Annotated in this window: 13 protein-coding genes and 3 tRNA genes; 7 read left to right on the forward strand and 9 right to left on the reverse strand. The window is 69.8% G+C overall.

The features are described from left to right. On the reverse strand, nt 1-1,455 hold the full coding sequence (gene cls, locus AB3M83_RS02455; RefSeq protein WP_412944819.1) for a cardiolipin synthase: 1,455 nt from the start codon (nt 1,453-1,455) through the stop codon (nt 1-3). Beyond that, entirely contained in the window at nt 1,452-2,576 is a 1,125-nt protein-coding gene (locus AB3M83_RS02460) for an AI-2E family transporter (protein ID WP_412944820.1), read from the reverse strand. Before AB3M83_RS02460 ends, cls begins: the two co-directional genes overlap by 4 nt. A gap of 185 nt (nt 2,577-2,761) precedes the next feature. Here AB3M83_RS02460 and AB3M83_RS02465 point away from each other — a divergent pair, with 185 nt between their 5' ends. From AB3M83_RS02465 to AB3M83_RS02480, 4 genes are all read left to right on the forward strand, one after another. Further along, nucleotides 2,762-4,453 (forward strand): MFS transporter, encoded by a 1,692-nt coding sequence (locus AB3M83_RS02465; RefSeq protein WP_412944821.1) that lies wholly within the window; start codon nt 2,762-2,764, stop codon nt 4,451-4,453. Continuing rightward, entirely contained in the window at nt 4,450-5,973 is a 1,524-nt protein-coding gene (locus tag AB3M83_RS02470) for a leucyl aminopeptidase family protein (RefSeq protein WP_412944822.1), read from the forward strand. The genes AB3M83_RS02465 and AB3M83_RS02470 overlap by 4 nt, the downstream gene beginning before the upstream one ends. 38 nt (nt 5,974-6,011) lie before the next feature. Next, the gene (locus AB3M83_RS02475; RefSeq protein WP_412944823.1) at nt 6,012-7,583 is read left to right on the forward strand and encodes an SLC13 family permease; all 1,572 of its coding nucleotides are present in this window, start codon (nt 6,012-6,014) and stop codon (nt 7,581-7,583) included. An 87-nt stretch (nt 7,584-7,670) separates the two neighbouring features. After that, nucleotides 7,671-8,222: an HdeD family acid-resistance protein gene (locus AB3M83_RS02480; RefSeq protein WP_412944824.1), complete on the forward strand. Its 552-nt coding sequence runs from the start codon at nt 7,671-7,673 to the stop codon at nt 8,220-8,222. A 36-nt stretch (nt 8,223-8,258) separates the two neighbouring features. Here AB3M83_RS02480 and AB3M83_RS02485 read toward each other — a convergent pair whose 3' ends face one another. From AB3M83_RS02485 to AB3M83_RS02510, 6 genes are all read right to left on the reverse strand, one after another. After that, the gene (locus AB3M83_RS02485; protein WP_412944825.1) at nt 8,259-8,585 is read right to left on the reverse strand and encodes a hypothetical protein; all 327 of its coding nucleotides are present in this window, start codon (nt 8,583-8,585) and stop codon (nt 8,259-8,261) included. A gap of 4 nt (nt 8,586-8,589) precedes the next feature. After that, entirely contained in the window at nt 8,590-9,222 is a 633-nt protein-coding gene (locus AB3M83_RS02490) for a LysE family translocator (protein ID WP_412944826.1), read from the reverse strand. 57 nt (nt 9,223-9,279) lie between these two features. Next, nucleotides 9,280-9,729, reverse strand: coding sequence for a hypothetical protein (locus AB3M83_RS02495; RefSeq protein WP_412944827.1), 450 nt, complete (start codon nt 9,727-9,729; stop codon nt 9,280-9,282). A 211-nt stretch (nt 9,730-9,940) separates the two neighbouring features. Next, nucleotides 9,941-10,013, reverse strand: a tRNA-Phe gene (locus AB3M83_RS02500). Between the two features lie 84 nt (nt 10,014-10,097). Continuing rightward, nucleotides 10,098-10,171: transfer RNA gene (locus AB3M83_RS02505), tRNA-Asp, on the reverse strand. 21 nt (nt 10,172-10,192) lie between these two features. After that, nucleotides 10,193-10,265: transfer RNA gene (locus AB3M83_RS02510), tRNA-Glu, on the reverse strand. Nucleotides 10,266-10,464: 199 nt separating this feature from the next. On the opposite strand from AB3M83_RS02510, the gene AB3M83_RS02515 reads away from it, so the two are divergent. Further along, complete coding sequence (locus tag AB3M83_RS02515) at nt 10,465-11,931, forward strand: peptidoglycan DD-metalloendopeptidase family protein (RefSeq protein WP_412944828.1); 1,467 nt, start codon at nt 10,465-10,467, stop codon at nt 11,929-11,931. A gap of 70 nt (nt 11,932-12,001) precedes the next feature. Here the strand turns inward: AB3M83_RS02515 and ppa are convergent, their stop codons facing one another. Next, the gene (ppa, locus tag AB3M83_RS02520; protein WP_412944829.1) at nt 12,002-12,535 is read right to left on the reverse strand and encodes an inorganic diphosphatase; all 534 of its coding nucleotides are present in this window, start codon (nt 12,533-12,535) and stop codon (nt 12,002-12,004) included. A 97-nt stretch (nt 12,536-12,632) separates the two neighbouring features. On the opposite strand from ppa, the gene tilS reads away from it, so the two are divergent. Further along, nucleotides 12,633-13,625, forward strand: a complete 993-nt coding sequence (tilS, locus tag AB3M83_RS02525) for a tRNA lysidine(34) synthetase TilS (RefSeq protein ID WP_412944830.1) — start codon at nt 12,633-12,635, stop codon at nt 13,623-13,625. Nucleotides 13,626-13,634: 9 nt separating this feature from the next. Next, nucleotides 13,635-14,186: a hypoxanthine phosphoribosyltransferase gene (gene hpt, locus AB3M83_RS02530; RefSeq protein ID WP_412944831.1), complete on the forward strand. Its 552-nt coding sequence runs from the start codon at nt 13,635-13,637 to the stop codon at nt 14,184-14,186. The last annotated feature ends 49 nt before the right edge of the window (nt 14,187-14,235 follow it).

Raw genomic sequence — 14,235 nt, forward strand, 5'->3', positions numbered from 1 at the left:
TCACTGCAGTGACGATGTCAGCCGCGCCAGGTTGTCGAGTGTCTTCTCGCCCCACGGTCGGCGCGACCATTCGTCGAGCAGGAGCTCGCGACTCTCCCGTCGGTAGCGATCTTCCACGCGCCGCATCCGTTCGACGAACTCCGCCGAGTGCAGGAGCAGCGACACCTCGGCGTTGAGACTGAAGGACCGGACGTCCATGTTGCTCGATCCGATGATCGCGACGTCCTCATCGATCGTGAAGTGCTTGGAGTGCAGGACAGCAGGAGCCCGGTAGAGGTAGATGCGCACGCCTGCCGCCAGCAGGGCCTGGTAGTAGGAGCGCTGCGCGTGGTGCACCAGCTTCTGATCGCCGATCTCTGACACGAACAGCTCGATCGAGACGCCGCGTGCGGCGGCGGTGAGCAGTGCGAGTTCGAGGGACTCGGCGGGGACGAAGTACGGGCTGGTGATGCTGATCCGAGAGTCCGCTTTGTGGATGAGCGCAGCGAAGAGCTTGAGATTGTTGTCGTTATCGAAACTCGGACCGCTCGGGACCGTCTGGACCGCAATCGTGCCGGTGCCGGCCGACGGGAGATCGAGGAAGGGGAGGGAGTCGCCGGATTCCGCGGCCCAGTCGGTGAGGAACACGGCATCGAGTTCGCGCGCGGCGGGACCCTCGACGCGCACCATCAGTTCCATCCAGTGCAGCCCGCGCGCGATGTTCTTCTTCTTGAGGTAGGTCTCGTCGATGAGGTTCTGCGAGCCCGTGAAGGCGACGGCACCGTCGACCACGACGATCTTGCGATGGTTGCGGAGGTCCGGGCGCTGCCACTGGCCCCGTAAGGGTCGAAGCGGCAGCATGGCGAACCACCGGATGCCGGCTCCGCGGAGGAACGATTGCGTCTCCGCGCGGAACGGGTAGAGAAACCCGGACACATGGTCTGACAGGACGCGCACCTCCACTCCACGGGCGGCGGCTCGGGCGAGCGCATCGAAGAACGGCCGGGTCGAGCTATCGAGCACAGCGATGTAGAACTCGACGTGCACCCGCTCCTCGGCCGCATCGATGGCGGCGATCATCTCGTCGAACGACTCCGCGTATCCCTCGAGGATGGCGACGTGGTTGCCGCCCACCATCGGCAGGGCGCCGAGGGTGTCGTTCAGTCGCGTGACCGATACCAGCCATGGCGGGTCGGCGGAGGGGTCTGCCGGAAGAGCGGCGGGAGACGAATGGGCGAGCAGTCGCGCGTTCATCTCACGCTGCTGCTTCCGGCGGTGTGCCGGCAGGCGATCGCGTCCGACGAAGAAGAACGCGATCGCACCGAGGAATGGGATGAAAATGATCGCCAGCACCCACGCGATGGCGGCAGAGGGTCGTCGGTTCGCCGAGACGAGGACGGTGGCCATGAATCCGATGAGGACGTGGGCGGCTGCCAGCGCCACTCCGGCGGTCTCGCCCGCATCGAGACCCGTCATGCGACGCTCTGTCGCGGGACGACGACCTTCTTGATGATCAGAAGGATCGCCGCGGTCGTCGGGCACGCGATCAGCGCGCCGAGCAGCCCGAGCAGGGTGCCCCCCACCATCGCGCCGATCAGCACCAGCGATCCGGGGATGCTGATCGCCTTGCCCACGATGCGGGGCGTGAGGACATACGCCTCGATCTGGACGTACACGACCATGATGAGGCCCACGACGAGCGCGGTCTGCGGTCCTGCGAACAGCGACACGATCGTCACGATGGCGAGGCTGATCACACTGCCGACGAGGGGGATCAGGGTGATCGGGAAGGCGAGCGCCGCGAGCACCGGGGCGAAGGGCACACGGGCGATCGTCAGGAGGAGCAGAGTGAACGCGGCGTTCATCGCCGCGAGGACCACCATGCCGCCGAGGTAGGTACCGACCGATTCCATGATCGCCTCGCCGAGGTCCATGACCCGGCCGCGCCTGGATGCGGGGACGAGCGAGTAGAGGCCCGCCTTGATGGACTCGAGGCCGGCGACGAAGTAGATGGTCAGGGCGACCACGAAGATGGCGCCGAAGACCTGGTTGAGAAGCCCCGCACCGACCTGCAGGGCGCCCCCGCCCACGGCCACCCACGTCGTCGGATCAGTGGCGGTCACGGTGATCCACTCGAGGCCCTCGGTCAGGGCGCCGCCGAACGATTCGTTCGCGGCGACGAACCAGGATTGGCTCTCGACGTCGGTGAACCCGGCGGGAAGGTATCGGAAGAGCGTGCCGATCTGGTCGACGAGGATCGGGATGACGAGCCAGAGCAGCAGCACCACCACCCCGATGAACCCGGCAATGACGATGAGGACGGCTCCCGCCCGCGAGAGGCCGCGGCGCTCCAGGCGCTGAACCGTCGGGTACAGGCCGAGGCAGATGAAGAAGGCCACGAAGATCAGCGTGAGCGCGGTGCTGAGCGAGGCGACGGCGGCTCCCAGCACGAGCGCGAGCAGCACCCCCAGCGCCGCAACGAAGCCGAACCGAAACGGGCCGCCGGCGAGCAGCCGGAAGCGGTCGGTCCGGGGCGCGGCGACCGAGCCGATGACCGTTCGGTGCGTGTCGTCCACCATGGCGAGAGGTCCGTTCATCGTGCGCCGAGACAGCCGGGGTCATGCCGAGCCGATGCCGCGAGGCATCCGATAGCACCAGATCATGGCATTTGCGGGCCTCCGGCGTGAGGGACGTCTGTCGCGGGCCGCTCGGATGCCGCTAGGATGACCGCCACATCGCGGCAATGAAGCGGTTCCATTCCTACCCGTAAACGGGGGATCCCATGGAAGCAGTCGAGCCGACGCGCGTCTCCGCAGACGCGTCCTGGCTGCCGTTGATCGTGGTGGTCCTGACCCAGGTGCAGGCGTCGTTCGCCGTCAACGCGCTCACCGTGTCGATGGCCGGCATCACGACCGACCTGAACACTCCCGCCACGTCCGTCGGGACGGCGATCACGGCCGGCACGTTCGCCATGGCGGCCTTCATCCTCCTGGGCGCGAAGATCGGGGCGCGATTCGGGACCCGCCGGGTCTTCCAGATCGCGGTGGCGATCCACGCCGCCGCGATGGCCGCCGTCGCGCTGAGCCTCAGCCCGGCCATGCTCTTCATCGCGCAGGCCTCGTCCGGCGCCGTCATCGCTCTCATCGCCCCCGCTCTGACCGTCTTCATCGCGACGAACTACGACGGCGACAAGCAGGCCAAGGCGATCGGCTTCCTGGCGGCCGCGATCCCGCTCGCCGGCATCATGGCGCTCATCCTCGCGGGATGGTTCGCCGAGACGATCGGGTGGCGCTGGTCGTTCGGCCTGATGGTGGCGCTCGGAATCCTCAACCTGCTGCTGAGCTTCCGGCTGAAGAAGGTCGCCCCTCAGCCGGACCTCGCGATCGACTGGACCGGCGCGATCCTCGCGGCGCTGTCGATCATCCTGCTCAGCTTCGGATTCTCGGGTCTGAACTCCTGGGGAGTGTGGTCCGCCTCGACGCAGGCGCCGTTCGACGTTCTCGGCGTATCGCCGGCACCCCTGCTCATCATCCTGGGTGTGATCGGCGGGCAGGCCTTCTTCGTCTGGATCTCCCGTCAACAGCGGAACCGGCAGGCGCGCATCTTCGACCTGCGCGTGCTGGCCAGCGGGACCGAGCTCGCGGTCACCGCCTGCATGGCGACGATGCTGTTCGTCGGCACGGCGGCGAACTTCCTCATCCCGCTCTACATGCAGGTCGTGCAGGGGCTGAGCGGCATCCAGACGTCGTTCTCGATCATCCCGTACACGATCTCGATCTTCCTGGCATCCACGTTCGTGGCCTACCTGTATCGGATCGCGGCGCCGCGCGTGCTCGGCTCGATCGGGTTCGTCGTGGTCGCGGCGGCGTTGACGTTGATCGCGTTCACCGTCCGGGGCGAATGGGGTCAGCTCTTCATCGTCATAGGGCTCATCCTCCTCGGCCTCGGCCAGGGGGCGATCGTCGCGCTCGTGTTCAACACCCTGCTGTCGTCGGCGCCGAAGCAGCTGGCCGGGGATGTCGGCGCCTGGCGCGGCCTGGTGCACAACCTGAGCGGGTCGGTGGGGATCGCCGTCGCGAGTGCGTTCGCGGTCGGCATCCTCGCCTCGACGTTGCAGACCGCCGCCGACGAGCACCCGGAGATCTCACCGCAACTGATCAGCGAGGTGAACATCAACGAGGCGGACTTCCTCACCAACGGGCAGCTCGAGGAGGTGCTCGCCGGAACGAGCGCCACCGAGGCGGAGGCTGCCGCGGCCCTCGCTCTCAACGCGGACGCCCGCCTTCTCGCGCTCAAGGTCTCGCTGCTCGGCCTCGCCGGGCTCGCCCTCCTCGCGATCGTTCCCGCGACCCGGATGCCGGGGCGCGTCCGCGGGGAGCTGCCCGCGGCGGTGGAACCCGACGACCCCGACCAGATCGACGACGCCGTGCCCCTGAACCCGGCCGCGGCAGAGGAACCGGAGAGATCCCGATGAGCCGCAGTGCGAACAAGCTGATCCCCGAGGACTTCGCCACCCTCCCCGGTCTCGACGAGCTGGATGGCCTATCGGTGGCGGTGGGTCCTCCGGGCGACGATGTCGAGGCGGTCGGATACACCGTCTACGCCGAGGGCGAGGTGCCCGCCGACCTCGGACTGGACCGGGCTGCGCTGACCCGGGCGGGCTTCGACCCGCGAATCGGCCGGACCCTCGTGATCCCGACGCCGTCGGGTCCGGATCGCGTCGCCGTCGGTGGCGGCCCGCGGGATTCCACCGACCTGGTCGGCCTGCGCGACGTCGCCGCCGCATTCGCCCGTGCGACCGCACGGCGCTCCCGCGTCGCGCTGGTGATCGGCACGTCGGACGCCGACCCGGCCGCGGCGGCCCGCGCTCTCGTCGAGGGTGCGGCGCTCGCGCGCTACCGGTACACCCCGCTGCAGTCCGCACCGACGCACACTCCGCTGCGCACGCTCGCGCTGCAGATCGAGGAAGCCGCCGCCGATGCGGTGGATGCGGGCGCGGCGGCCGGCCTCGTCACGGCACGCGCCACGATCATCGCGCGCGACCTCGCGAACACGCCGCCGGGCCATCTCACCGCAACCGATCTGGGCGACATCGCGGTCGGCCTCGGGTCTCGCTACGGCTTCGGCGTCGAGCTCTCCGACCGGGACGATCTCATCGCGCTCGGCTGCGGCGGCCTGCTGGGGGTGAACCAGGGCTCCGTCGAGGAGCCGCGAATGATCACGCTCACGTACGAGCCCGAGGGTGCCTCCGGGCACCTCGGGATGGTGGGCAAGGGCATCATGTACGACTCCGGCGGCATCAGCCTCAAGCCGTCCGACCCGATGCACCTGCTGATGAAGATGGACATGGGCGGCGCGGCCGCGGTGCTCGGAGCGTTCGCCGCCCTGCGCGATGCCGGCGTGGACACCCGGGTGACGGGATGGCTGATGTGCACCGACAACATGCCCTCGGCGACGGCTTACAAGCTCGGCGACGTCCTCGTCGCCCGAGGCGGCACGACCGTGGAGGTCAAGAACACCGACGCCGAGGGGCGCCTGGTCATGATGGACGCCCTGGTGCTCGCCAACGAAGCCGGAGTGGATGGGATTGTCGACGTCGCGACATTGACCGGCGCGGCACTCATGGCGCTCGGCCCGGCGACCGCGCCGCTCTTTGCGAACGAGCAGTGGATGGCCGACCTCGCGCTCGCCGCCTCCGCAGCCACCGGCGAGCCGCTGTGGCGGCTGCCGCTGGAGCGGACGTATCGGAGCCAGCTCGATTCGGACGTCGCCGACATCGCGAACCTTGGCGGGAAGTTCGCCGGGGCGACCACGGCGGCGCTGTTCCTCGCGCACTTCGTGGGTGACACCCCGTGGGCGCACATCGACATCGCCGGCACCATGCAGACCGACAGCGATGATTCGTGGCGCTCGGCGGGCGCGACCGGCTTCGGCGCGCGCGTCCTCCTCGAGTCCGCTCGGTCCTTCGCAGCTGGGAAGCCGGGGGCCGACTGATCGCCCGGACCACTCAGCCGGTCTGACAACGGATCGTCATGGACCCGGTCGTCGCCACCCTCACGATCCTCCTGCTGGCGATCGTCGCCTTCGTGAGCAATCGAGCCCCGCTCGGGATCGTCGCGATCGGCGTCGCGCTCGCGCTGTACTTCACCGGGGTGCTTACCCTGCCGCAGGCGCTCGCCGGATTCGGCGACCCGACGGTCCTGTTCATCGCGGCGCTGTTCGTCGTGAGCGAGTCGCTGGATGCCACCGGAGTCACCGCCTGGGCGGGGCAGAAGGTCATCGCCCGGGCCGGCACGCGCCGGAACGTCCTGCTCGTCGTCATCAGCGTGCTCGTCGCCGCCGTCACCGCGCTGATCAGCGTCAACGGGGCCGTCGCCGCACTGCTGCCGCTCGTCGTGGTGGTGGCGTCGAGAGCCGGTATCGCCACTTCGCAGCTGCTGATGCCGCTCGCGTTCGCCGCCCACGCGGGATCGATGCTCCTCCTGACCGGGACACCCGTGAACATCATCGTGTCCGACTTCGCCGCGGAGAACGGCGGTCGGCCGTTCGGGTACGTCGAGTTCGCGGTGGTGGGGGTTCCGCTGGTCCTCGGGACCATCGGAATCCTCGCGCTCCTCGGGAAGCGGCTGCTCCCGGAGCGGAGCGGGGCCCTCATGCCGATGGACCTGGTGCGCCACGCGCGGATCCTGCGGCAGGAGTATTCGCTGGGCATCGACACCGCCTCGATCCTCGGTCCCGCGAGCGGCATCACCGAGGTGCTCGTCCCGCCGCGCTCACCCCTGATCGGGGTCCGGCTGTGCCCGGGAATGGCGACGCCGAGCGGCGACCTCGTCCTGCTGGCCGCGCGCCGGGGGATGGATCAGCTCAAGACGGGCGAGTTCGACGTCCAGATGGGCGACGTGCTCCTGCTGCAGGGCGCATGGGACGACCTGACGAGGCAGACGGCGGGGTCATCGGTCCTCGTGGTCGACTCTCCCACGCAGCTCCGCCGCTCCGTCCCGCTCGGCATCGGCGCCAAGCGGGCGATCGCCATCCTGGCGGCCATGGTCGTGCTCCTGGGGACGGGACTCGTGCCGCCCGTGGTGGCGGCGCTGCTCGCGGCATCCGCTCTCGTGCTGACCCGCACGGTGAGCGTGCCGCAGGCCTATCACGCGATCTCCTGGACGACCGTCGTCCTCATCGCCGGGATGATCCCGCTGTCGACCGCCTTCATCGAGACCGGCACGGCCGACCTGGTCGCCGGGTGGCTGCTCGCGGTCATCGGCGACTCCGCGCCTCACGTCGCACTGCTCGCGCTCGTCCTGCTCACCGTTGTGCTGGGTCAGATGATCAGCAACACGGCGACCGTGCTGATCGTCGCGCCGGTGGCGGTGTCCGTCGCGGCGGCGATGGAGCTGTCGGTGCAGCCGTTCATGATGGCGCTCACCGTGGCAGGAGCGGCATCCTTCTTCACCCCCATCGCGACCCCCGCCAACCTGATGATCTTCGAGCCGGGCGGGTACCGGTTCGGGGACTATTGGAAGCTCGGGCTCCCCCTGGCGCTGCTGTACATCGCCCTGGCGGTGCTGTACGTCCCGCTCATCTGGCCTTTCGCGGCGGCGTAGCCAGTCTCGGGACCTCTCGTCGCGAGGCCCGCGCGGGTATACAGTGCGGACCAGTTGCTCTGGTTCGCTGATCGGAAGGTACCTCTCATGGCGGATACCACCATCCCGCGCACCTCCGCGAAGGGCGCCCGTCTCGCCCTGATCGTCGGCGGTGTCCTCGCCGCGCTGTTCGGCATCGCGATCCTGGTGTGGCCGACGAAAGCCGCGGTCGCCGTGACGGCGCTCATCGCGGTCTACGCGGTGCTCGCCGGCATCGTCTACCTCGGACTCGCCTTCGTGTCGAAGACGATGGGCGTCGGCGGACGGATCGGACACGCGCTCCTCGGCGTCCTGTACGTGGTCGCCGGCATCCTCGCGTTCACGGAGCTGCAGGCATCCGCCGCCTTTCTGGCGGTGTTCATCACGCTGATGGTGGGGATCCTCTGGATCGTCGAGGGCTTCGTCTCCCTCTTCTCCCTCGGCGATTCCGGGTCCAAGGCGCTCACCGCCGTCTTCGCGATCATCTCGGTGCTCGCTGGCGTCACCCTCGTGAGCAGTCCGATCTGGGGCGTCGTGTTCCTGTGGTGGTTCCTCGGGATCTCGCTGGTGATCCTCGGCGTCCTGAATGCGGGGCGTGCGATCTTCGACCGGACACCGTAATCGGTGGCGGCGGCGCCGTCCGGGTGGATGCCGCCCTCACCAGCCGTGGGTGTTGAACCACTCCCGCCGGCGTTCCGCCTCGGCATCCGTCTCCGTCGGATCCGACGTCTCGTGCGGCTCCAGCGTGCCGTCGTCCGCGAGCGAGATGAAGCGCTGGCAGACCGGGCACAGCGCGCGACCGCCCGGGAAGCCGTCCGGAAGAAGCGAGGCGGGCACGCCGGGCTCCCCTGATCCGGGGCAGTGGGGGGCGTCCGCCCCGGCATCCGTCCACATGATCGTGCGATGGCGGTGCAGACCGGGATGGTCGAGCGGACGGGTGCAGCGCCGGCCGTCGCTGCGGCTGCGGCAGAAGCGGACGACCACGAGGTCAGCCCTTCGTGCCGGTCAGTGCCAGCGCACCGCCGAGCCCGATCATCATGACGCCACCGGTGCCGGAGAGCGCCGAGATCCGCCGCGGTGACGTCGCGAACCAGGCTCGCGCGGTTCCGGCGGCGAGTGCCCAGACGCTGTCGCAGGCCAGAGCGAGCGCTTGGAACAGGATGCCGAGCAGCAGCAGCTGCGCCCACACGGCGCCCGCGCTCGGCTCGACGAACTGCGGAAGGACCGCCACGAAGAACGCGATCGTCTTCGGGTTCGTGAGACCGACGACGAATCCCTGCCGGAGAAGGAGCCGCGATGAGGCGCTCGCCGCCGCCGTTCCGGCGACGCGGGCGTGGCGGTGACGGATGGCCTGCACCCCGAGCCAGACGAGGTAGATCGCGCCGGCGATCTTGATCGCCGTGAAGGCGACGACGGAGGACGCGACGATCGCCCCGACACCGAAGGCGACCGCGAGGACCGCCGGGACGGTGCCCAGCGCGTTCCCGACGACGCTGAGGACTCCGGCGCGGCGGCCGAGGGCGATCGACCGTCCGATGACGAACAGGACGCTCGGTCCCGGGATCACGATGATGATGACCGAGGCGACGACGAACGCCGTGAGGTTCTCGATCGGGATCATGATCACACGCTACTCGGGCGGCGTCGCGCCGTTTGCCGGCGTCGTCCCGCCGGGGCGTCAGGGGGCGGGGGACTGCGCCTGCTCGTCGGGATGGTTGGGCGTCCAGCCGTACCACCCGTCGTCGGTGGCGATCACGGCCCAGTCGCCGCACGCGAAGACCTGGTCGACCTTGTAGACGTCGGGCGTGCCCTCGAGGGTGAAGACGGGAGCCGACTGGCGGTCCACCTCGGCGCACCGAGCCGGGTCGAGGGTGGCCTCGCTGGCAGCGGTGAGGGATGCCGGGTCCCCGGCGGTGGATTCGTGGGTCGTGATGGCGGTGGCATCCGTCGGAAGCCACCGTGCGTCCTTGCCCCACTGCCGGTCGAGGTCGGCGCGCGTGGCGAACGTGTGCGAGGCCTCCTGCTGCAGCAGGTCGCCGACGGCGGAGCACCCGGCGAGCGGGAGGAGGAGGGCGGCGGCAAGGGGAGCGGCCGCGAGGGCCGTGCGCGTGCGGAGCGAAGAGGTCATGCACCCATCGTCCGAGGGGCGCGGCTCGCTCCGCGTCGGCCGCGAGGAGCATCCCGATCGCTCTGGAGGATGACCTTCGCCGGTCCCGCGCGGGTCAGTGCCCGGCGGCTGCAAGCGAGGGGGGTGAGAAGAGGCCTGCGAAACGGGTCGAGTGAGCTTCGCTCAGGGAATGAAGAAACCCCCGCATGTAGAAGCCATACGAGGGTTTCAGTGGCTCCGACGGGCGTCGATCCCGTGACCTCACGATTTTCAGTCGTGCGCTCTACCAACTGAGCTACAGAGCCGCATGGCATCCGAAGAGCCATGTCCTAGACGAAAGGCCCAGTGTGTTCAACAGAAGCTGAAGACAACGGGCCTGTCGCTCGGAGCGACCCTGACGGGACTTGAACCCGCGACCTCCGCCGTGACAGGGCGGCACGCTAACCAACTGCGCTACAGGGCCATGCGTATTAAATTGTGGGAGTGACCCCAACGGGATTCGAACCCGTGCTACCGCCGTGAAAGGGCGGCGTCCTAGGCCGCTAAACGATGGGGCCGAGCGAACCCGGGGGCTCACGCTTACCGAGGGTCAAGCATATGCGAACAATTCCGAATGTGCCAATCGAGGGCGCGTCCCCCGGAGAACCGGGCCGTTTCCGGGCAGAATGGCCCGGCATCGGCATGTGAAAACCGCCCTGTGACGAATGTGACCAGTGTTGCTACTGTGATCTGCGGACCTGTAAGGGGGTGCCTGCCGTGACCTACGGACCCGAATCGACCGCCGTCGATTGCGGCTGCGCGCCCACGGCGGAAGAAGCCCGCTCATTCCGCAGCCCGATCAGCCGCCGCAACGCGATCGGAATCGGAGTCCTCGGCGTCGCCGCGGCCGGCGCGGGCATCGGCTTCGCCGTCCCCGCGTTCGCCGCCAAGTACCCCACGTGGGAAGACGTGGAGAAGGCCCGCGCCAACCAGTCCTCGAAGGGCGCGGAGATCACCCGCATCGAAGGCCTCATCCGAGGACTCGAGAACGACGTCCAGGCCAAGCAGGCCGAAGCGGAGCGGCTCGGCACCGAGTACGAGCTGGCCCTCGCGGAGTACGAAGACGCCGTCGCCCGTGCCGAGTCGCTGCAGGCGCAGGCCGATGCCGAGTCCGCCCGCGCCGACGAGACCGCCGCGAAGCTCGGGGTCCTCGCCGCCCAGCAGTACCGCACCGGCAAGAGCGATGCCACCCTCGACCTGTTCTTCTCCGACTCCGCGGCCGGCGCCGACGACCTGCTCGGCCGGCTCGGCACGATGGACAAGCTCGTCGACGCGAACCGCGAGGTGTATGCCGAGGCCGTCGGTGCGCGCGACAACGCCCGAAACCTGACCGAACAGGCGAAGGTCGCCCGCGACGAGCGCGACCGCCGCAAGGCGGAGGCGGAACGGAAGCTGCAGGCTGCCCAGGCGGCGGCTCAGGCCGCCCAAGCGGCGCTCGCCGCTCAGAACGAGCACCGCGTCGTGCTCGAGGCGCAGCTGGATGCCCTCCGGGACAGCACCGCGAAGACGGTCGCCGGCTACCGCGCGGGCGTCGAGGAGCGACGTCGCCTGCGGGCGGAGCGGCTGGCGCGCGAGCGGGCAGCGGCTGCCGCCAAGGCGAAGGCCGAGGAAGAGGCGCGACGCCGGGCCGAGGAGAAGCGTCGGCGCGAAGAGGCGGCCAAGAACAACAGTGGCGGCGGATCGAGCTCCGGCGGCGGCTCCAGCAGTGGCGGCGGATCGAGCTCCGGCGGCGGCAGCTCCGGCGGCGGTGGCGGCGCGGTCCAGTCCTCAGGGTGGGTGCGTCCCGCCCACGGCTGGATCAGCTCCTGGTACGGCGTCCGCGGCAGCATCTGCTCCAACGGGCACTGCACCGCGAGCGGGCACCGCGGCATCGACTTCGCCAGCTCGTGCGGCTCGCCCATCTACGCAGCGGCGTCGGGCACCGTCATCTTCGCCGGGTACAGCGGGTCATGGGGCAACTACGTCCAGATCCGGCACAGCAACGGCGTCGTCACCGGGTACGCGCACATCATGCCCGGCGGCTACAACGTGAGTTACGGCCAGCGGGTCCGCGCCGGCCAGGTCATCGCCTACATCGGCAGCACGGGCGCCTCGACCGGGTGCCACCTGCACTTCGAGGTGTACGTCGGCGGCGGCCGCATCGACCCGGCCCCGTTCCTGCGCGCCCGCGGCATCAGCGTCTGACCCGACCGTCTCGGGAACGGACGAGGGGCCGGATGCCTCGTGGCAACCGACCCCTCGGAAAGCGTCCTGATCAGAGGCTGTTGGGCGACTCGCCCTCGCCCTGCGTCTTCGTCTGGCCTTCGTGCTCCTCGAAGCGCTCGAACGCCTCCGAGACGAGCCGCTCGGCCTCGGCGGCGTCCGCCCACTCGTCGACCTTGACCCACTTGCCCGGCTCGAGGTCCTTGTAGTGCTCGAAGAAGTGGTTGATCTCGTTCTTGGTCCACTCGTCGACGTCGGCGACGTCCTGGATGTGGCCCCAGCGCGGGTCCTTCGCGAGCACCGCGACGATCTTGTCGTCGCCACCGGCCTCGTCGGTCATCTTCAGCACGCCGACCGGGCGCACCTTCGCGAGGATGCCGGGGGCGAGGTCGTGGTCGAGCAGCACGAGCACGTCGAGCGGGTCGCCGTCCTCGCCGAGCGTGTTCTCGAAGAAGCCGTAGTTGGCCGGGTAGCCCATCGGCGTGTACAGGATGCGGTCGAGGAAGACGCGTCCGGTGCCGTGGTCGACCTCGTACTTGATCTTGCTGTTGCGCGGGATCTCGATGACGGCGTCGTACGCGCCCATGCTGTGCTCCTTCAGAAGGTGATGATTGCGTCCCCCAGCCTACTGTGGGCCGGGTTCCGGCCTGAGGGTGGGATGCCGACGCGGCTACGGTGGTGCCGTGCCCTCCCTCGACCCCGCCGTCGCCGAACTCCGCCGCGCCGTCCGCGCGGTGCTCGTCGAGGGGACGGATGCCGTGGTCGTCGGGCTGTCGGGGGGCGCCGACTCGCTCGCCCTCGCCGCCGCGGTCGCCTTCGAGGCGCCGAGAGCGGGCGTCGCCGCCGCCGCGGTGGTCGTCGACCACGGCCTGCAGGCCGCATCGGCGGAAGTCGCCACGCGGGCCGCCGAGCAGGCGCGCGGCCTGGGGCTGGCGGCCGAGGTGGTCCGCGTCGACGTGGCACCGGGCGCCGCAGGTCCCGAAGCCGCCGCCCGGAGTGCCCGCCGCGCCGCGCTGCGCGACGCCGCACGCCGACGGGGCGCATCCGCCGTGCTGCTCGCGCACACGCTCGACGACCAGGCCGAGACCGTCCTGCTCGGTCTGGCCCGCGGGTCGGGCGCCACCAGCCTCGCCGGCATGGCGCCGCTGCTCGCCGACGACGGCATCACCTGGGTGCGGCCGCTGCTCGCCGTCCGCCGCGCCACGACGCGGGCGGCGTGCGCCGCGGCGGGACTCGCGCCCTGGGACGATCCGCACAACGCCGACCCCGCGTTCTCGCGGGTGCGCGTGCGGAGGACGGTGCTCCCCGTCCTCGAGGCCGAACTCGGACCCGGGATCGCGGAAGCGCTTGCTCGGACGGCGGAGCAGCTGCGCGAGGACGCCGACGCCTTCGCCGCCATGATCGACGAGACCATCGAGGACATCGTGGAGCCCGCCGAGGCCGGCATCGCCGTCTCGGTCGCGGCGCTCGCCGCCAACCCGCCGGCGCTGCGCCACCGCATCATCCGCCACGTCGTCGCGAGCGAGTTCTCCGCCTCTCTCACGCGGACGCAGACCCTCGAGATCGCGCGCCTCGTCACCGACTGGTCGGGGCAGGGGCCGATCGACCTGCCCGGATGCCGAGCGCGTCGGGTCGGCAGGCTGATCGAGTTCACGGCATCCGGTTCCGGAATCTAGACTTCTGGAATGCGTGCCGCAGAGATCGCCGATCAGCTCACCGACGTCCTCGTCACCGAGGAGGAGATCCGCGCGAAGCTCGAGGAGCTGGCGCAGCGCGTCGAGGCCGACTACGAGGGCAAGGAGCTGCTGCTCGTCGGCGTCCTGAAGGGCGCGGTCATGGTCATGGCCGACTTCGCCCGCTCGCTCAAGCGCGACATCGAGATGGACTGGATGGCCGTCTCCTCCTACGGCGCCGGAACCAAGTCGAGCGGCGTCGTCCAGATCCGGAAGGACCTCGACACCGACATCTCGGGCAAGCACGTCCTGATCGTCGAGGACATCATCGACTCCGGGCTCACCCTCAGCTGGCTGCTCGAGAACTTCGCGTCCCGCGGCGCCGCCTCGATCGAGGTGCTCGCCCTGCTCCGCAAGCCCGAGGCGGCCAAGGTCGAGATCGACTGCCGCTACGTCGGCTTCGACATCCCCGTCGAGTTCGTGGTCGGCTACGGCCTCGACTACGCCGAGCGCTACCGTAACCTGCGCGACGTCGCGATCCTCGCGCCGCACGTCTACTCCTGACGACGGATGCCGCTCCGCCCTGCCCCGGGCGGCGTGCGGACGGGCGGCG

The organism is Microbacterium pasadenense, from assembly GCF_047246565.1.
Lineage (GTDB): Bacteria > Actinomycetota > Actinomycetes > Actinomycetales > Microbacteriaceae > Microbacterium.